Origin of the sequence: Acaryochloris sp. IP29b_bin.148 (genome assembly GCF_028285565.1) — a bacterium.
Taxonomy (GTDB): Bacteria; Cyanobacteriota; Cyanobacteriia; order Thermosynechococcales; family Thermosynechococcaceae; genus Acaryochloris.
Window position 1 is genome coordinate 1 of sequence record NZ_JANQOY010000151.1, and the last position, 19,861, is coordinate 19,861.

Annotated in this window: 14 protein-coding genes; 9 read left to right on the forward strand and 5 right to left on the reverse strand. The window is 50.0% G+C overall.

What is annotated here, in order from left to right:
• The first annotated feature begins 799 nt into the window (after window positions 1-799).
• Together Q0986_RS14280 and Q0986_RS14285 are read left to right on the forward strand one after the other, a co-directional pair.
• Complete coding sequence (locus Q0986_RS14280) at window positions 800-5,029, forward strand: hypothetical protein (protein WP_299411430.1); 4,230 nt, start codon at window positions 800-802, stop codon at window positions 5,027-5,029.
• Between the two features lie 144 nt (window positions 5,030-5,173).
• Entirely contained in the window at window positions 5,174-5,959 is a 786-nt protein-coding gene (locus tag Q0986_RS14285) for a YdcF family protein (RefSeq protein ID WP_366918592.1), read from the forward strand.
• A gap of 48 nt (window positions 5,960-6,007) precedes the next feature.
• Here the strand turns inward: Q0986_RS14285 and Q0986_RS14290 are convergent, their stop codons facing one another.
• Together Q0986_RS14290 and Q0986_RS14295 are read right to left on the reverse strand one after the other, a co-directional pair.
• Window positions 6,008-6,472 carry a DUF4347 domain-containing protein gene (locus Q0986_RS14290; RefSeq protein WP_299411435.1) on the reverse strand — a complete coding sequence of 155 codons (465 nt, stop codon included), beginning with the start codon at window positions 6,470-6,472 and terminating at the stop codon, window positions 6,008-6,010.
• A gap of 314 nt (window positions 6,473-6,786) precedes the next feature.
• Window positions 6,787-7,410 carry a TetR/AcrR family transcriptional regulator gene (locus Q0986_RS14295; RefSeq protein WP_299411438.1) on the reverse strand — a complete coding sequence of 208 codons (624 nt, stop codon included), beginning with the start codon at window positions 7,408-7,410 and terminating at the stop codon, window positions 6,787-6,789.
• A gap of 168 nt (window positions 7,411-7,578) precedes the next feature.
• Between Q0986_RS14295 and Q0986_RS14300 the strand changes: the two genes are divergently transcribed.
• Genes Q0986_RS14300 through Q0986_RS14310 form a run of 3 tightly spaced genes read left to right on the forward strand, consistent with a single transcriptional unit; the run spans window position 7,579 to window position 10,664 of the window.
• Window positions 7,579-8,763: an ABC exporter membrane fusion protein gene (locus tag Q0986_RS14300; RefSeq protein ID WP_299411440.1), complete on the forward strand. Its 1,185-nt coding sequence runs from the start codon at window positions 7,579-7,581 to the stop codon at window positions 8,761-8,763.
• Complete coding sequence (gene devC / locus Q0986_RS14305; RefSeq protein WP_299411442.1) at window positions 8,760-9,932, forward strand: ABC transporter permease DevC; 1,173 nt, start codon at window positions 8,760-8,762, stop codon at window positions 9,930-9,932. Before Q0986_RS14300 ends, devC begins: the two co-directional genes overlap by 4 nt.
• 18 nt (window positions 9,933-9,950) lie before the next feature.
• Window positions 9,951-10,664: a DevA family ABC transporter ATP-binding protein gene (locus tag Q0986_RS14310; protein WP_299411444.1), complete on the forward strand. Its 714-nt coding sequence runs from the start codon at window positions 9,951-9,953 to the stop codon at window positions 10,662-10,664.
• Window positions 10,665-10,731: 67 nt separating this feature from the next.
• Here the strand turns inward: Q0986_RS14310 and Q0986_RS14315 are convergent, their stop codons facing one another.
• The gene (locus Q0986_RS14315) at window positions 10,732-12,510 is read right to left on the reverse strand and encodes a ShlB/FhaC/HecB family hemolysin secretion/activation protein (RefSeq protein WP_299411447.1); all 1,779 of its coding nucleotides are present in this window, start codon (window positions 12,508-12,510) and stop codon (window positions 10,732-10,734) included.
• A gap of 486 nt (window positions 12,511-12,996) precedes the next feature.
• On the opposite strand from Q0986_RS14315, the gene Q0986_RS14320 reads away from it, so the two are divergent.
• The 4 genes from Q0986_RS14320 (at window position 12,997) to Q0986_RS14335 (ending at window position 17,307) form a co-directional block, all read left to right on the forward strand.
• Window positions 12,997-14,343 (forward strand): ATP-binding protein, encoded by a 1,347-nt coding sequence (locus Q0986_RS14320; RefSeq protein WP_299411449.1) that lies wholly within the window; start codon window positions 12,997-12,999, stop codon window positions 14,341-14,343.
• Window positions 14,344-14,450: 107 nt separating this feature from the next.
• Entirely contained in the window at window positions 14,451-16,001 is a 1,551-nt protein-coding gene (locus Q0986_RS14325; protein WP_366918593.1) for a Na+/H+ antiporter, read from the forward strand.
• Window positions 16,002-16,101: 100 nt separating this feature from the next.
• Complete coding sequence (locus tag Q0986_RS14330) at window positions 16,102-16,665, forward strand: hypothetical protein (protein WP_299411455.1); 564 nt, start codon at window positions 16,102-16,104, stop codon at window positions 16,663-16,665.
• Between the two features lie 114 nt (window positions 16,666-16,779).
• Entirely contained in the window at window positions 16,780-17,307 is a 528-nt protein-coding gene (locus Q0986_RS14335) for a hypothetical protein (RefSeq protein ID WP_299411458.1), read from the forward strand.
• Here the strand turns inward: Q0986_RS14335 and Q0986_RS14340 are convergent.
• A complete protein-coding gene (locus Q0986_RS14340; RefSeq protein WP_299411460.1) occupies window positions 17,304-18,764 on the reverse strand; it encodes a hypothetical protein in 1,461 nt (486 codons plus the stop codon). The genes Q0986_RS14335 and Q0986_RS14340 overlap by 4 nt on opposite strands.
• A 75-nt stretch (window positions 18,765-18,839) precedes the next feature.
• On the reverse strand, window positions 18,840-19,616 hold the full coding sequence (fabI, locus tag Q0986_RS14345; protein ID WP_299411462.1) for an enoyl-ACP reductase FabI: 777 nt from the start codon (window positions 19,614-19,616) through the stop codon (window positions 18,840-18,842).
• Between the last annotated feature and the right edge of the window lie 245 nt (window positions 19,617-19,861).

Sequence of the window (19,861 nt, forward strand, 5' to 3'; positions counted from 1 at the left end):
TGGACAAGCAAGGAATGAGCATCCTCACCAGATAGCAGTGTCATTCCTAAGAGAATGGCGCTGATGCTATGCAGAAAATACATATAAATCAGCAAAATCGCTTAAAGCGTAAGGACTTCAAAGCTTTTTAATAAAACCGCCACCTTAGGTTTACATTTCGCTAGCAACAGACAAATCTCTTTAAATGACAGAGTGCTGTAGTAGCAGTGGAAAGCCATCTGGAATGGAGTTCTCAATAGTGAATTATAGAAGCCTGACAGGACTTTTTCCGGTAATTAACAATAATTAAGGTGCTCGATATGGGCAGGGATCACCCGATCAAGAATGAGTAAAAAAACTTATATAGTTATAAATATTCAAAATGTGTCATAAAAGTTTACTCCATCCCCTTCTTTGGCGATCAAATCAGGAATGAGATGAGATGAGCAAATCGTCCCATAAATCCTCAATTCCTCTATTTACAAATATTTCACTGGATTTCTAGCGAGCCAAAATGCGTCATTGAAATAAGTCGATACATGGACCCAGAGGATATCTATCCTTCAGGATTGACGCATATAAAACATAAGAAATTCTTATATTTTTGTTTACAAATTCTCATAATTTGCTGACAGAGGTAAAGCTTCATATTTCATCCATTAGTGCCAGGCTTTTCCGGTATAGTTCCCCTAGAGCAAGATTTTCACAATCACTAATAAATAAGTATTTCTAGGTATTTGGTATGCGATGTCGGCAGACAAGAGTCGGGTGGCTGAGTAGTTTCACGCTTATATGCTTCATCGTGGGGATCAGTTTATCTATGGCTTCCCCCGCCCTTTCGGCACCCCGCCAATTCTCACCAGTCACCGATATTGTTGAAGTCTCTCCCCCTGAAGCCATTCAAAAATTGCGATCGCAAATGGATCGATATCAGCCTCAGGTTAAAATCCTCAGTCCTGCAGTTGATCAGCTCCTTAAAGATGACTCGGTTTCAGTCCGGTTCGACGTTAAAGATTTACCTATTTTTAAAGATGCAAAGCTAGGCTTGGGCCCCCACCTCAGTGTTCTGCTCGATAATCAGCCCGCCCAAGAGGTTTATGACCTCAGTCAACCATTAGTCTTTAAAGACTTAGCACCGGGTACGCATACTATCCGGGCGGTGGCGGTTCGTCCTTGGGCCGAGAGCTTCAAAAATACCCGTGCCTTTGCTCAAACCACCTTTCATGTATTTACCAAAACTGACGAAAATAACCCTGCTGCCGATCGGCCATTGCTCACCTATGGACAACCGCAAGGCGTTTTTGGGACAGATACGGTACTGATCGATTTTGTCTTGAGCAACTTGCCAACAACGGAGCCCAACTCAGCCAATTGGCAAGCTCAGATTTCAGTCAATGGCTCTAAGTTCCGTATTGATGAATGGCAGCCCTTCTATGTTCAAGGTTTAAAACCTGGCAAGAACTGGGTACAGATGCAATTAACGGATCAGCGGGGTCGAACGATAGACAATGTCTATAACGACACTATTCGCGTGGTGGAGCTGCAAGAGAACCGTAACGATACGCTCTCTCAGTTAATAAGAGGGGATTTGTCCGTGCTGGATGCAGGCGGGATTGTTAATCCCAACTACAAGCGGCCTCAACCCCCAGTTAAACCCGCACCTCCTAGCCCTGCTCCTGCTGAACCCGCACCACCCAAAGCTGAAACACCTAAGCCTGTGCCAGCGCCCGTACTTAAGCAGCCGGCAGCGACTCCCAAGTCTAAGGTCTCTGCGCCAGCACCGGCACCCAAACCTACTCCAGCAAAGCCTATTGCTCCCACTAAACCTGCTGAGACAAAATCACCGGAGCCGACGAAGCAGCCCGATCAAAACCTGAAGCCCACATCCCCTACCCAGAAGGAGAAAAAGCCAACTGCTGACCAGGCCAAAGAAAAAGTTGTCTCTCCGGCCCCGTCGCCTGATCGCACACCGGCTAAAAAGGAGACACCAGCGAAAGGAGCAGAGTCTGGTAAATCTGCAGCCCCAGCGCAGCCACCTGCTGCCAAGGCCGAGAAAAAACCACCCACCTCTCCACAAAAAGAGAAAGCTGCATCCCCCTCTGAGCTAAAGCAGTCTCCGCTAAAGCCTACTGATCAATCTTCAGGTCTTGAGAAAACGGCACCAAAGCCCTCAGGGAAATCGGCACCTCCGAAGGGAGACGCCTCTTCTAAAGCAACCCCTAAGCCCACAGTATCCAAGCCAGAGGCGACTCCGGCTCCCTCAACGCCAGCCGTGAAAGCGCCGGCACCTGTTAAAGAGAAGTCTTCAGCAAATTCAAAACCTTCTGAGCAACCTAAATCTACTCAGAAGGATGAAGATTCTTCGCTGAAAACAAGCTTGACCAAGTTTTGGCAACAGGTGCGGCCTGAACCTGCTAAACCCTCACCATCGACTGCAGACGGGAAAGCACCCGCTAAGCCAGTAGAACCCAAGCCAGCTCCAGCAACTCCTAGCCCTGCGACTAAGACAGTAGAGCCACCAGCACCTGCGCCTAAAAAACCAGCACCTGCGACTAAAAAGATAGAGCCAAAGCCAGCTCCCAATCTTAATAAGCCGTCGAGTCAGCGAGCCACTCCATCCCCGACGAAAGTGCAGCCGACGCCTAGCCCTCGCTCAACCAATACAGTAGAGACTCCTCCGGCTAAACCAAAGATCACAACTATTCCGCCATCGAAGCCATCTACGCCATCAAAGCCATCACCTGCGAAGTCCCAAACCGCTCAACCGAAGCCACCCGCTTCCCCGTCCCCAAGTGCCAAACCGCCTGTTGTTCCTTCTAAGGGGGCTGAGCCAAGTGCTAAAACGGCTGTTAGTCCCGAGAAATCTCAGCAAAAACCCGCAGCGCCTGTACAACAAGGTAAAGATGACAATTCTTCCGTATTTTCCGCGTTTCGAGATCGGCTACAACAGCGGCAAAAGAAGGCAGCACCTGCGCCAAAACCGAGCCCATCAGCACCATCACCCAAGGCTACAACACTTCCCAACTCAAGCAAACCAACCGTAAAACCTGAGAAACCTACAGCCCCTGCTCAAACAGCCACACCCAAGACGAGTGGCTCTGCGACAACCTCCAAGGTTGATAATCAGACTCAGAAGGAGTCTCCTAAACCCTCTGTGGAGTCTAAGGAGAAGTCCCAGCCTTCTGCTTTATCTGCTCTGCGAGACCGATGGCAGCAACAGAAGTCGTTGATGTCTCCTGCAGAAAAGGCTAAACCTGCTCCAGTGAAACCTGTTCCACAGAAGAAAACGGGGCCAACAGGAACTGTGACTACGCCTCCCAGTCCAAGTAAGTCATCTTCTACTAAGTCGTCTTCAACTCCAGCTGCCAATAAGCCCGCTCCTCAAAGTTCAGTCCAGAAACCATCTAGTACAAAATCGACCGCCAAGGAGTCTGCACCAGCGAAGCCCGTGGAGCCCAAACCAGCAGGGCCTCAGTCTGCTCAGTCCAAGCAAACCGATTCAGTCTTTTCGTCTTTGCGGGGGAGATGGCAACAACAGAAGCAGCTGATGTCTCCTGGAGAAAAGGCTAACCCTACACCAGTGAAACCTGCGCCTCTAAAAGCAACTGGTAAAACAGGAACTGTGACTACGCCTCCTAGCCCGAGTCAGTCGTCTTCTGGTAAGTCGTCTTCAACTCCAACTACCAAGAAGCCCGCTTCTCCAAGTTCAGTCCAGAAGCCCGCTTCTACAAAATCGACAGTTAAGGAGCCTGCACCAGTGAAGCCCGTGGAGCCTAAACCAGCCGCGACTCAGCCTGCTCAGCCCAAGCAAACCGATTCAGTCTTTTCGTCTTTGCGAGGAAGATGGCAGCAACAGAAGCAGCTGATGTCTCCTACGGAAAAGACCAAACCCGCTCCAGTGAAACCTGCTCCTCAAAAAATAACTGGTACAACCGGGACTGTGACCACGCCTCCCAGCCCCAGTAAATCGTCTTCTGCTAAGTCGTCTTCAACTCCAACTACCAAGAAGCCCGCTTCTCCAAGTTCAGTTCAGAAACCATCTTCTACAAAATCGACAGTTAAGGAGCCTGCACCAGCGAAGCCCGTGGAGCCTAAACCAGCCGCGACTCAGCCTGCTCAACCCAAGCAAACCGATTCAGTCTTTTCGTCTTTGCGAGGGAGATGGCAGCAACAGAAACAGCTGATGTCTCCTGCAGAAAAGACCAAACCCACTCCAGTGAAACCTGCTCCTCAGAAAGCGCCTGATACTAAAGGTGCTGTCACAGTACCTCCTAGCAAAAATAATATTTCTCCAGCCAAGCCGTCTTTAACGCCTGCTGCCAAGCAACCCACTGCTCAACGCTCAACCCAGAAACCATCCGCTGCAAAACCTGCAACTAAGGAACCTGTGAAGGCTCAGTCAACCCCAACTCAACCCTCTGCCGCGACTCAGCCACTTAAACCAAAACCCACAGAGTCTATATTTTCATCCTTACGAGATCGATGGCAACAGCAGCGCAATCAGCTTGGGCAGCAAACACCCCAATCTCTTCAGGCTCCTGAATCGAAAAAACCGAGTGCTACTCCAGCCAAAACAGCAGTACAGGCGAAACCGTCTACACCAACTACACCAACTGCACCGACAACGCCGAAAAAATCTGAGTCTATGAAGGCTGTATCTAAGCCTTCTGATTTATCTTCCCCGCGTGTACAGAGACAACAGCCGCAGAAACCGCAGACCCCTATCAAATCTGTACCCAAACCGACTACTCCTTCAAAGTCATTGAGTTCCAAAGCAACGACTGCTCCCCAGGATTCACCCAGTCAGCCCAAGACCTCTAGTTCTAAAGCAACGACTGCTCCCACTGCATCTTCGAGTCAACCCAAGGTCTCTAGTCCCTCTACCGCTTCAAGTCAGAGTACAAAGAAGGCAGAGGATGCTCGGTCCCCAGAGCAGGCTCAGAAGCCAGACTCAACGGTGTTTGATCCAGGTGTTTACTATCGTCGCTTTTTCCCAGGCAAATCAACTAATGTTGTTCCTGGTCCAGAGAAGGCCAGTCCAACCCCATAAGCCCTATTTAAACAACGCGGACAGAATATTCATCAACGTTACAACCTAAACGCGTAATACTGGGAGAGGCCAGCAGGATACTGGGTCTACTCCCATAGCCCGCAGGGGATGGGGATGAAACGCTGGAGATTGAGTTCGACGTTTATGTTTCTATTTTTATCTAAGTTGCTCCCTCTATTGATCTATCCGGTGGGGTTGAGCATGGTGCTGTTGATGGTTGCGATCGCACTATTCTGGAAACGCCCAAAAGCCGCCGCAGTTTGTGTGGGCCTGGCGCTAGGAGTGCTTTTCTTTGGTGCCAATGCTTGGGTTGGAGATGGCTTGCTTTACTCTCTAGAGCATCAGTATCCCCCCTTAACCCAGAATTCATCTGCAGAGGCCATTGTCGTTCTCGGGGGCTGCACGCGATCGGCTCATCCGCCTCGTCCGTGGATAGAGTTATCGGAAGAAGGCGATCGGGTTGTATATGCTGCCAAGCTCTATCGAGACGGGAAAGCTCCGACCGTGATTTTGGCGGGTGGACGCATTTTTTGGCAAGGTGGCGGGAAATCTGAAGCAGCGGATATGGCTGAATTGATCCAAACCATGGGGGTACCCCAGTCTGCAATTCTGTTGGAGCCTGACTCTCTCAATACCTATGAGAATGCCATTAATGTTCAGCAGGTACTGGAAAAGAACAAGATTGCCGGACCTTTATTGCTGGTCACCTCGGCTCGTCATATGCCTCGGTCAATGGCAATTTTTGAGAAATTAGGATTATCTGTCATTGCTGCACCGACTGATTTTCAGGTAACAGATGTCAATGAAAATGATGGTGTGTTGGGGTTTATTTTACGGTTGCTGCCCGATGTGAAAGCGTTGGATGACACCACTATGGCCCTTAAGGAATGGATTGGGCTGGCGACTTATCGGCTGCGAGGGTGGGCTTGAAATATCGTTATGGGAGTGATGGATCAGTTGTGGACGCCTATTAAACCGTCAAGTTAACAGCGCAGATTGCGCTCGCACACAGGCCCCTGTCAGTAACCCGAGCCAAGAAACAAATGCTTTCCCGACCCTGTTAGCGGCTAAATCGCATCCATAGATCGAAATTTTGGCGTTATCGGTCAACCAGCCTCGCCATTTGCGAAAATCGTCTGCATAGGCCCACAAATTAGCCTCGCATACTCGTGTGGTTCCCAATTGCATTTGGCCAGGAGCCCCCTGACAAATGAGATGAATACTCGAAAGATGCTGATAGCGAGACAACAGGGCTTGGAGTTGAGCGATGCCATCTTCCTGAGCGTTGAGCCTGTAAACCTGAAGATTCATCAAGGAGCTGGCCAGAAAAGATTGGTAATTTTGAACCGCAGCATCCACCACGACGATGGCTGAAGCATTCTGGGGGGATGGTGTTGGCGACTGAGTATCAGTCAAAGACAAGGGGGGGAGCGGATGGGACATCGTTAGCCTCTGAATCCAACAAGCACACAATACAGAAGAGAAGGAAATTAAGACGGCGTTATCCAGCCAGTCCTATAGACGCAAACCTGAAAATTAGTTCCCTAGGGCAATGAGATTCAAATTCTCATAATCTGGACCCATAACACGTTTTTACAGACACACTCTGAAATCGATTCACGTACTCCTCATACGCATACTTAGTAGGTTTGGATTTAAAACAATATGCTCAAGGAAGCCAGAATCTCCCGGTCTCAGTTTTGGGGGGAGGGACTAGGTTTCTTGATATGAGTTATGGGCGCCACCAGCAGAATCAGTTATACCGATTCATTCACAATCAGATCGACCAACCCAGTAATCATACGTTCTCGCTCAAAGGGCACCACTTCTTTGGCATAAAGCAGCTCTTGAAAAATCACATAATGAACGAGGCTGCCAATAAAGATTCGAGCAATTGCTTCTGGATCCTTGAGTTTGAGACCCGATTGAGTGCTGAGATACTCTTTTAGAAGTGAGAGAAAACATCGGGGTGTATGGTGGCTAAAGGCTCGTGCTAATTCTGGAAATCGACCAGATTCCCCAATAATTAGCCGCATAAAGGCCTGAAAGGGCTTATCTTCGATAATGTTTTCCAGCATGGTGCTAGCGAGATGATGCAGCACTTGCCTAGGGGGTCCCTGCAAGCGTTGCCCTTCGGGTGATCCATACACCGCCTGAAATTTCTTCTCTTGTAATTGCTGCACCAAGGCCATAAATAGCCCTTCCTTGTCTTGAAAGTGGCTATAAACCGTGGCTTTAGACACCTTCGCGGCAGCCGCCACTCGATCCATTGTGGTGGCAGCATAACCATGGGCCAAAAACTCCTGCATCGCCCCCGACAAAATGGCGCTGCGCTTGGTAGTAGAGAGCTGACGCTCGGAGGTAGGAGTGGTGGTTTCCATCGTGGGCTAAGGGCAACATAACGCCAAGTTTTGAGCAGTTAAAACCGATTGCTTTTCCCTATCCTAGGGCAAAGTGGGACTACCCTTGACAAAACTAAACTAATCGGTTTAGTCTAATAATAGCAAATCTAAACTAAACAGTTTAGTTAAGTATTCTGGAGACAAGCCATGGTCTCGAACAGCATGCCCTCACCCTCCCGATTGAAAGGGTCCCGAGTAACCTGGGTTGCGATCGCAGCCGCGCTTACCTTAGCAGGGACCTCTATTTGGGTATTCCGGCAATACACCGGTTCCAGTCAGGCCTCTCATTCTCCTGCTGCGCCCCTAGTGATCAAAACCGTTACGGCTCTGGGGCGGTTGGAACCTGAAGATGAGCTGGTTCAACTCTCAGCCCCTAGCAGTACTGAGGGCAATCGCATTGCTCAACTACTGGTGAAAGAGGGAGAAACGGTGGCAGCAGGACAGGTGATTGCCATTCTCGATAGTCGCGATCGCCTTCAAGCCGATTTGCTGACCGCCCAAGAGCAGGTGCAGGTAGCAAAAGCAGAGTTAGCCCGAATTCAAGCTGGAGCCAAACAAGGTGAAGTCGCAGCCCAGCGGGCTGAAATTGCCCGTTTAGAAGCTCAGAGACAAGGTGAACGCACTACCCAATCGGCTGCGATTGCCCGTCAACGAGCCGAAGTAGACAATGCTCAGGCTGAATTTGACCGCTACCAATCCCTCTACCAGCAAGGGGCGATTTCCGCCTCGGAGCGTGATCAAAAACAACTGGTATTACAAACCGCTCAACGCAGTCTGCAAGAAGCCCAAGCAGTGGCCAACCGTTTGCAAGCCGTCCAATCCCCAGAATTAGTCTCAGCTCAAGCCAAACTCAATCAAATTGCGGAAGTGCGGCCTGTGGATGTGCAAGTGGCCCAGGCCAATATTAGCCAAGCTCGTGCCAGCGTCAAACAAGCCCAGACCAGATTGGAGCAAGCCTATATCAAAGCCCCCCAATCGGGGAGGGTGTTAGATATCTATACCCATCCGGGCGAAGTAGTGGGGACAGACGGCATCCTAGAACTGGGTAAGACTCAACAAATGTATGCCGTGGCCGAGGTCTATCAGAGTGACGTTCATAAAATTAAAACGGGTCAGTCCGCCCAAGTTAGGAGTGATGCCTTGCCCAAAACCTTGATGGGCAAAGTGGACCGGATTAGCACCAAAGTCCGTCGCCAAACGATCATCAATACAGACCCCAGCGAAAATATCGATGGCCGGGTCGTGGAGGTTTACGTCAAGCTGGATGACGCCTCCAGCCAACAGGCTGCTCAATTTACCAATTTGCAAGTCAACGTGGCGGTGCAATTATGAAGGCTTTAAAATCGCTAACCCACCGCACTCCCCTGGGGTGGTTGCAGCTTAGCCACGAAAAAGGGCGATTATTCGTTGCCCTCGCAGGGATTGCCTTTGCCGACGTTTTGATGTTTATGCAAATGGGGTTTCAAGACTCCCTGTTTGTTAGCAATACTCAACTGCATCGTTCCCTGAATGCGGACATTGTGCTGCTCAGTCCCCAGGCCCGGAATTTACAGGCCCTGTCTACCTTTACCCGACGACGACTCTATCAAGCTCAGGATATTCCCGGCGTCCAATCCGCCGACCCCCTGTATGTGAGCACCCTCAACTGGAAAAACCCCCAAACCAAGCGAGAAACGGTGGTTCAAGTTTTAGGCTTTAACCCTGACCGCCCCGCATTAACCTTACCGGGACTCAACCAGCAACTCGCGCAGGTGAAGCAACCCGATGCATTTTTGTTTGATCGCGGTGCTCGGGGAGATTATGCCGAAACCTTTGCCCAAATTGATCGAGGGCAACTTGTGCAAACAGAAGCCCAGCGGCGTACCATCACTATTTCTGGGCTATTTCAGATGGGGGCTTCCTTTGGGGCCGATGGTACCTTAGTCACTAGCGATCAAAATTTTCTCCTGCAATTTCCCCGACGGCAAGCGAGCAGCATTAATTTGGGGCTGATTCAATTGGAGGAGAATGCCAACCTTGACCAAGTGGTTGCCGCTCTTGATGATCATCTCCCTGAAGATGTGCGGGTACTCACCCTAGAGCAGTTTATTGAATTTGAAACGGCTTACTGGCAGGTTCGTAGTCCCGTAGGATTTATTTTTGGACTAGGGACAGCGATGGCCTTTGTGGTGGGTGTTGTGATCGTCTATCAAGTATTGTCCACAGACGTTAATGCCCATATCCGAGAATATGCCACCTTTAAGGCGATGGGCTACCAGAACCGCTACCTACTGGGTGTGGTGTTTGAAGAAGCGATTATTCTAGCCTTGTTTGGATTTATCCCAGGGGCAATCCTGCCCGTTGGCCTCTACAGCCTCACCCGCTCTGCCACAGCGCTACCTGTATTTATGACCACCGCTCGGGCAATCACGGTGTTTCTGTTAACGGTGGTGATGTGTTCGCTCTCGGGTGCGATCGCAACCCGGAAACTCCAATCCGCCGACCCTGCTGATATGTTTTAGCCCCCAGGAACCATAACTATGAAAGACCCCGTTATCTCGATTCATCATCTCGATCATTTCTTTGGTCAGGGTCGCCTGCGTAAACAGGTGCTATTCGATATCCACCTAGATATTGCCGCAGGAGAAATTGTCTTGATGACTGGTCCCTCCGGGTCGGGGAAAACAACCTTATTAACTCTAGTCGGTGGATTGCGATCGGCTCAAAAGGGCAGTCTCAAAATCCTGGGCCAGGAATTAGCAGGGGCAAAAGAAAAGGATCTGGTGCAAGCCCGTCGCCACAATGGCTATATTTTTCAGGCCCATAATTTACACCGCAGTTTAACGGCCCTGCAAAACGTAAAGATGGGGCTAGAAGTAACAGGCACTCGATCCCCCCAAGCGATGGTGGAGCAAGCAACGGCGATTCTGAATCAGGTGGGGCTGGGCGATCATATTCACTACTATCCCGATGATCTGTCTGGGGGCCAAAAGCAACGGGTTGCGATCGCAAGAGCATTAGTCAGTCATCCTGCCATTGTCCTCGCGGACGAACCCACGGCAGCACTTGATAGTAAGTCCGGTCGGGATGTGGTGAATCTCATGCAAACTCTGGCCAAAGAGCAGGGTTGCACCATTCTACTGGTCACCCACGACAATCGCATCCTTGATGTAGCCGATCGGATTGTGCATATGGAAGATGGCCGTTTAGAAGCCAACACTCTTACGGCAGAAGCCCCTCCGCACGCGGCCTAAGTCTAGACTTGCGCTATTCCCATGGAAATTACATCGGTACTTGTGAGAACGGCATTCGCAGCATGTTCTAAAACGGACTGACCACGATCGAGAAAAATAATTGGCTATCGTCGAACCCACTCGTATCTCGACCAATCGACAGAATGGGAATTCCCCAGTCCAGCCGAGCTGACATTAAATCAGACCACTGCCACCGTAGCCCTAAACCCACGGCAGCTAAAGTCTCTGCGTCGGAACCTGGAGTATGGCTCCACCCATGGCCAATATCAACAAATGGAGCTAGCTGTAAGAGTCCCTCTTGGTTATTACCCAATCGGACAATGGGAAGGCGATACTCGGCTGAACCAAATAGGCCATTGTCAACCAGTAATCTATTTTGCGGATAGCCTCGAACGCTATTAAGTCCACCGAGACCGTACTGTTGCAACGGCACCAAAGCTCGATCAGAAAATTGAGCACTGGAACGCAACAGCAACAGATTATTCGGTGCAAATTGCTTGACCCATTGTGCTTGCCCTCGCCATAGAAAGAAGAGGCCATCGGGTCCAGTGGGGTTAATCGTCGAGAACAAATCGAGACCTGCGCCAAATTCCGATCGCAACGCTAAGACGGAATCATTGCCTCGCTGTGTCCACTCTTGAAACAATCGTAACTGAGTGATTTTGGTTCGCCCTTCCTCATCCGCCCCAGGAGAGAGGGGAAAACGGACTCTAGGGATGCCGAAGCGCCCGCCTAAAAAGGTCTCACTCTCCTGACGACCCAGCGTGATGCCTAAGGCCAGCTCCTTTTGCGGGGTCTGAATCACAGGTTGACGGAAGGTCAGACTCATATCACGAGAGGTACCTTCGATATCGAGCTGATCGAAGGGTTCTTCTATCACTCGGCTCCACACTTGGCTAAAGCTCGCCCCCAGGGTGCCATTACGAGCATTGACCGGGAAAGTGTAGCTAAAATCTACCTCATTGCTGCCATCGGTATTGGCATAGCCCAAGCGGGCCGCATCCCCAAAGCCAAAGAGGTTCGCTTCACTCACAACAATCTGTCGTTGGAAACTACCAATACTGCCGGAGCGCTGATTATCGAGGACCAACTGCACATCAAAGGTGGACGCTTCTTCCACCTCAACTTGTAAAACACTAAGACCGGATTCTGAGCCTGCCGTCAGTTCAGCCGAGAGATTACCAATCAATGGATCGATCTGAAGCAGCCGCATCGCTTCCAGCAACTCATTGACATTTAGAGGCGGACCCGAGCCCCGTTGTAATCGCTTCCGCACATAGCTAGATTTCAGATGTTTATTACCTGAAATTTCAATGGCTTCCAGTTTGCCTTCGACGACTTGTAACGTAACGATACCGTCTTCGATCACTTGCTCTGCTGGCAGATAGGCCCCTGAGGTGATGTACCCTTCATCAATGTAGTGCTGAGTAATGGCTGAACGGGCTTCCAACAATTGTGAGAAGGGGACGGCTTCGCCCGTAAAGGGTTGGGTGATTTTATCGAGTTCCGCCTGCTTAAACACCGTACTGCCTTCCACACGATATCCCTTGACTTCGATCACGTCAGGATTATCCGGTGAGTCCGGCTGGGGGACAGGTTGCGGTGGTGCATTTAACAGATTATCCGCGGGTGGCAATTGCTGCGGCACCGATGGCGGAGATTCAGGTAGCGTCTCAGGTTCAATACGGTTAAAATCAGTCGGTGCCTGCGGAGCCTGGTTGAAATCATTCGGCGCTTGCGGAGCCTGCGCACCGGCCCTGAGTGGCAAAAGATAGAGTCCCCATAATCCAAAGAAAGTTCTGAACAGTAGCAAGCGGAGACGAATAAAACAACATTCAGAAGCCATCTTGAGCATTCATCAGTAACTGTATTAGCTTAAGGATTGGGAAGCGATTCTAATCAGAGTTAAGCTAACTCTAACATCAGGATGTTCTGTGAAAAATACGCAAGCTTTCACTAATATTTATTTTCCTAACCTAATTAATGACACCAGCCTAGTACCGTCAAAACCTCCCAGCAAAGGAATTTTAACGATATTCGCATTTATTGATGAATGCCATTTCATGAGCCGTTATTTCCCCTTGCCCAGCCATCAAACGTCGATACAAAGGTTGACAGATTGAAGAGGGAGTAGTCTTGCCATTAGCAGTGGGCAAATTGGGAAACTGAAAAGCCAGAGGATGCGAGTTCTGCTGTTTTAGGTGTTTCTGTTAATGAGAGAGGAGCCAACGCTGCCACAGGCTCTGAATCAGGAATGCCGATCATGGCTGGAGAAATCCTTTAGAGTGGGTAAGGGTGAAGAACCCTATTCAGCCTTGGTTGTCCCCGTTTTATGTTGCTGCCTGCTAGCCTCGAATTCACTAGCCTCTGTCAAACGCAAGTGGCACTCCTGATGCAAAGTTTTGAGGCATCCATGGGGGCCGTTTACTTATCCAAGGATCTGCCTGCACGACAGCAAGGCGAACTGATTCCCATTGTTATTTATCCAGAAGATCCCGCTCAAGATTTACAACCCGCCATACTCCGATTGCCTGCTAGTTCTGCGGCCTCTGATGGGGCTGTTGACACCATGCCCTCGCTGACGGCTGGCCAGACCGAGCCTTTGCCACAGCTAGAGATGGGAGAACAGGGGCTGACCACTGCACTCTCGGTGACCCAAGCGCAACGCTTAGTGATTCCATTGATTCATGAGGAGATGGTGTTGGGGTTATTGGTGGTTGCTCGCGAACAGCGTTCCTGGAGTGAGGTGGAGCAATCCCAGTTACAACAGATCGCCGAGACCTTAGCCATTGCCTGTATTTTGGATCAGCGATCGCAATGGTTGGCGAATGCCCAGTATCAACAGCGAGCGTTGCAGTCTGAACAGCAGCAAACCCTCTCCAATCTGCTCCACCAGTTTCGGAATCCACTCACGGCCTTAAAGACCTTAGGCAAACTCTTGCATAAGCGGTTTGACGAAGAGGACAATAACCGCAAAATTGCGGCCAGCATTGTAGAACAGAGCGATCGCTTAGAAGAGATGCTGCGCCAATTTGACGGAGCCATTGATCTAGGGGAAGCGGCTATCGAGCCCTTAGATGCAGATGCTTGGGTTTCTACACCTCAATCCCCTCCGCCTGCACTCCCCCCCTCACTACCGTTGGGGGAAGAGGCGTTACATCTGCAACCTTGTCAGCTCACGGATATTCTCAAACCCCTGATGCAATCGGCAGTGGGACGAGTAGAGCAAAAGAAATTGCAGCTATCCATCAGAATTCCCAAGGATTTGCCTCCCATCCAGGCAGATGCGATGGCTCTGCGGGAGGTCTGTAGCAATTTATTGGATAACGCCTTGAAATATACCCCTGCTGGAGGCGAGGTCCAGATAGAGGTTTGTCGCCAATTGTCTAAGGAACATCAACCTGCCCAACTCTTGTTAATTAGCGATAGTGGGCCAGGGATTCCCCAGGCAGATTTAACCCGAGTGTTTGAGCGGGAATATCGTGGTATCCAGGCACAAACCGATATTCCTGGAACTGGGCTAGGGTTAGCCATTGCCAAAACGCTAATGGCACAAATGCAGGGCGATCTTCAAGCCTTTAGTCCTCGGATTGATCAGCTAGATCCCTGGGCTGGGGCTGCACCCGGCAGCACCTTTATGGTTAGGCTGCCCGAAGCTGGCGTCAAGATTTTGGCCTGAACAGGGTAGCCTATAAGGGGCGAATGGCCGTTTGGTCTCGTGAGTGAATACAAACTATTGATAGGGAATAGTACTGAATGCTGTTGAGCAATCCGATGGTGGCTGAGATGGCGATGGAAGCAGAAGATGCGATCGCAAATAATCTCAAGCAATTTTTGCTAGTATTGTCCGTCTCTTTAAGCGTCGCCACGCTGCCCCAGGTATTTAGCTGGTTTCGGCAAATTCCCTATACCCTGCTGCTGGTGATCGTGGGCTTGTGCTTAGCCTTTGTTGATGTCCGCTTAGTGGATTTATCGCCAGAACTGATTCTGGCCATCTTCTTGCCACCGTTGCTGTTTGAGGCCGCCTGGAATCTAAAGTGGTCGGACCTGAAAAAAGATCTTTTCCCCATCTGTCTCTATGCCATTTTTGGAGTGGTGATCACCGTGGGGGGGGTAGCCTTTGGCCTCAATAAATTTGCCGGAATTTCCCTGACCACCGCTCTGTTAATCGGAGCCAGCTTATCCGCCACCGATCCCGTTTCCGTGATTGCCCTCTTTCGAGAACTCGGGGCAGGCAAACGCCTTAAAACCTTGATGGAAGGGGAAAGCCTGTTCAACGACGGTATGGCGGTGGTGGCCTTTAGCTTTTTGGTGGGCTTACCCTTGGGCGTCAGTACCTTTGAGCCATCTCAGGTGTTGGGACAACTGTTGGCTGTGATTGGCATTGGCATTGGTGTGGGTTCTTTAATTGGGTTTGGTATTTCCTACCTGACTCAGCGGTTTGATTTACCTTTGGTGGAGCAGTCACTGACGCTGGTATCGGCCTACGGCACCTATTTGCTCACAGAGGATTTGGGCGGGTCTGGCGTGATTGGTGTAGTCACCACGGGTTTGGTGCTGGGTAACTTCGGCTCTCGAATTGGCATGAACCCGAGAACCCGACTGATTGTCACAGAGTTTTGGGATTTCTTGGCCTTCTTCGTTAACTCCATTGTCTTTTTGCTGATTGGCGATCAGATTCGGTTTGCCATCCTGGGCGATAACTTAGGCACCATCGTCGTCACGATTTTGGGCATGCTGGTGACTCGGGCTATCTCCATTTATGTTCTCGGCCTATTTACCAATGTCACAGCCAAGTCGGACATTCCCCTTAAAGATCAAACGGTCTTATGGTGGGGCGGCCTCAGAGGGTCTGTGTCCATTGCCTTGGCCTTGAGTGTGCCCGCAGTGCTGGGTGAACGAGAAGAGATTATTGCTACGGTCTTTGGTGTAGTGTTATTCACCTTATTGGTGCAAGGTTTAACCACTAAGTTTTTGCTGCAAGGATTGGACTTAATCAGCGATCAAACGCAACAGCAGGATTTTTTAGCTGCGATCGCACGTCGGACAGCCCTCTCTCGCGTCCTAGAGTATTTGGAGAAAGGAGATGCTCGACCCGGAATTGAGCCGGAATTTTATCGGTATCAAACGGCCTTAGTCGAAGGACAACTGGCCAAGCTGGAGTCGGAATTGGACGAGATGCAAAAGAAATATCCCGAGTTAAAGGAATTTACGGCAGAACAACTTAAAGAGGAATTACTGGCCATAGAAGCGGATACCTATGCGGAATTTGTGCGAGCAGGCCGCCTCAATAAGGAATTAGCCCCGTTCTTAGCTGAGGTCTTTGTCCCGGAATAAACGACGGGGACATGTAACGGAAAACAACGGTCCCTTAGCAAGACTCTCAAAGTTGAGTATTCTAAGCTAACAAGGTTCCTCAACGTCCCCCCCCGACATTATGGCTAAAGATTCTGCTGAGCTTATTCCAGTCAGTCAGTTACAAGAGCGCTACAACGTTAAGCGCTCAGCCCTCTACAATCGTCTATCAGCATTAGAATTACAGCCCACCAAAGTGGGGCGGCGGGCTTTTGTCACTCCAGCTGATGTCGGTCGACTGGATGCGTTAGCGGATCATATTGAGGCCGGTGGAACCATCCATGATTTTACAGAGCAGCCGTCTGGCATCGATGCTAGCGCTTTAGCGGTTGCAGCTGAAGACGGTATGACTCCCCTCAATCCCAATGCCAACTTTGCTACTTTTTTAGAGGCGTTTGCCGCTCGGCCAGAGCCCGTGCAAGCGTTGACCAATCGTCTAGATTTGTTAGAAAAGGCGGCCGCCCATGAATGGTTGTTACCCACTTCAGACTTGTCAATGACCTTAGGACTGTCTCGGCGCTCAGTGGGCAAGTATCCCAAGTTTGAACGCTATGGCTTTGTCTTTACCAAGGTGGGCCAGATGGGCACCGAAACCTCATGGCGGGTCCAGAAAGCGGCAAAACCGAAAAAGAAATTTAAGCGTTAGCGTCACCCTTCCCGCCGACAACGTTTATCTGCCAATCTTGGGGACGAGTTGCCCATCATTGCTGTGAAGGTATGGGCACACTGAAGTTGGAGGCCAACCACTACGACAGGAAGGATGATGACCTTTCAAGACCTGTTTTCGCTATTGATTCAATACAAACCGTTGCTTTTAGGGATGATGTTGTTTGCCCCTTGGATAGCATTGGCTATCTGTGTGGTTATCCCAGGCCAAAAAGAAGAACCCTTTGTATTGAGCTTTAATTTAGGGATGGCCCTTTTGAGTTTGGTCTTGGCGGTTGGCTATTTGCTGTTTGCCACTAACAATGGTGGCTGGGCTCGGGTGATGCAAGAAGCAGATATTCTACTGATGCTAGCGCCTTGTTACTACGTGGGCATTTCATTTTGGGTGACGAAGCAGCGCCTCCCTTTAAGTCAGGTTCCAGTTGCCTGCATGGTTCAGGGCATCGCCTTGATCGCAGCAGGGTATCTCGGGCTGGCTTGGATGCTGAAGTCCATGCGAATTGTGGTGTTCTCTTTTATTCCCTTTCAGTATCTCGTCCTCTTGCTACTGGGGCTCACTGGGATTATGTACTTCGGTTATCTGAGAGTCACGGGGGCTGATACGCGCAAGGATAAACGCTAAGGAAGCCACAACGGATTTAATCCTGACCCGATAGATTGCGGTTGTAATTTTTGACCCGGTTGCAAGGGCAACAGCCATAGATTGCTGGTCGTTACTGTGCTGCCCTGATTGGTTTGCACAACATTTTCAGCGTCAGCATCGGCCTCAATCGCTTGATCAAAAATCAAAGCTGAACCATCGGGGGCTAGCGTCATACTGACATTGCGTTGATTGGGGAGATCTAACAGTCGCGTCTCTGTTTGGGTCGCCAGGTCAACTACGGCTAAGTAGGGGGTTTCCATATAGGTTTCGCCAGTACTCACCTCAGTGAGTAAACAATACAGTTGCTGTTTCTGCGGCCCAAAGGCAGTATTTAATACTGACCCCGATGTCTTCAACAGCTCCGTTTGTTGCCCCTGATTCGTCACTAAAAATAACGAACGAGTAAAGTCGGGATTGAACTTGAGCATGGTTGCGGCTGATCCATCCTTGGCAAAGCTCAAAACCATACCGAATTTGGGTAGGAAGTCCAAGGGCTCGTCACTGGCACTGCCATCTAAAGGCAAAATAGCCAGTCCTTGGCCTTGGGCAATCACCAAAGACTGGCTATCCGGTGCAATCAGAAAATCACCGCCCTGAACATTCTCAAGCTTTTGCAGGGATCCGCCTTCCAGAAGCTGCCAAAGAGAAACCTCACCTAATCCACCGCCTGCTTTGGGAGCTCGCTGGAGCACAATCCGACTACCATCCGCCGCCAGATTAAATTTAAGGATCTGATACTGTCGGTTATCTAAAAGGACCTCGATCTGACCTGCCGCTTTAACCGGGCCATTATCCAGACCAGGAGGACTGGCCTGTAGCCCAGTGGTAACGGTGTAGAGTTGAGGGTTAAAATTGTCGGCGCTCGCCCGTTCAGTCGCAGTGAATAAAATGCGATCGCCATAGGGATACGACTGGAATTCCATCACCACCAGCTCAGGGGGAGTCAGGACAGTTTTTTTATCTTGGGTAAGGTTCTTCAGTATTAGGCGTCCCGATTCCTCGCCATTCACACCTAGATAGATATAGGCGAGATCGCGGCTGCGAAACGAACCCGTAAAAGGTTGCATCACCTTGGGCTGACTCTGAACACCACGACGGGCTTCTTCTACCTGGTCTAACTGCACCTGAAACTCAGTTCCATAGGGAATAGGTTCCGTCAAGGTATAGGCCAGCCGTCGGCCTGACCAGCTCAGTTTGCCCGGTAGTTCAGGGGTGAGTTGAAGATGTTGCTCAACACTCGGCCAATCCATAGTTCGATTGAAGGACAGAATAAATGCCGTATCTTCAATCCCCACGCTTTTCTTTTGCCAGCTAAAGTCTCGAACAAAGGGAACGGTATGGTCACCCCCCACGATGATGCCGCCGATTAAAACCGTAAGCACAAGCATAACTGTGATGGCAATACGATCTAGCGGATAGGATCGATACTTCTTCATAGAGCGCTGGAGGAGAATGCGGGCAAGACAACCTGTGCTGTCACCCAGTCAGGGAGGATAGCACAGGACGGGGCGCTACATGCCCATAATGGAATACCCTGAATCGACATACAAGATTTGGCCAGTAATGCCTGTCGATAAGTCACTACACAGAAACGCGGCCGTGTTTCCCACTTCCGTCTGCGTAACAGTACGTTTGAGCGGTGCAATTTCTTCCACATGGTGGATCATATCTAGAATTCCGCCAACCGCAGAGGATGCCAGTGTGCGGATGGGTCCCGCCGAAATACCATTAACCCGAATGTTTTGCGACCCCATTTCTGCGGCCAAATAGCGAACATTCATTTCTAGCGCTGCCTTGGCAATGCCCATAACATTGTAGTTGGGAACTACCCTCGCCCCACCCAGGTAAGTGAGCGTCACAATACTGCCGCCCTCGGTCATTAAGGGTTTGGCTGCCGCACTCATTTGTACCAAAGAGTAGGCACTGACATCTAAGGCCAGATTGAAGTTGTCCTGCTTAACCGCGCTAAAATCACCCCCCAGATCTTCCTTATTGGCAAAGGCTAGGCAGTGGATCAGAATATCTAGACGTCCCCACTGTTGCTGAATGGTATCGAATGTGGCATCCACTTGAGCTTGGTCTTGGACGTTACAGGGTAAGAATAAGCTAGGTGCCAGCGGTTCAACCAGCTTTTGCACCTTCGACTCGTGACGACCTTTTTCATCGGGTAGATAAGTAATGCCCAGATTAGCTCCTGCAGAGTGGAGTTGTTGGGCGATTCCCCAAGCAATGGAACGATTATTAGCAATTCCAGTCACGAGGGCGTTTTTTCCAGTTAAATCAAGCATGAATGTGAGTTGGATAGAATAGGATAAGCCAGGGGAAGGTCCGTAATCAAAAAAGCCTGATCCTTGACTCTAGATCTAGCTTAGAACGAGTTGAGGGCAAAACGGATCGGGTTGTGGATGAGTCTGAAGAATCACTTGCTTTTTTGCAGATGTATATTTTGATACATAAACAATCGGCTGAGTCCGCTTAATTTATGTAAACTACTGTTTTTTATAAATTTAACGCTGATAACAACCTCTAGATT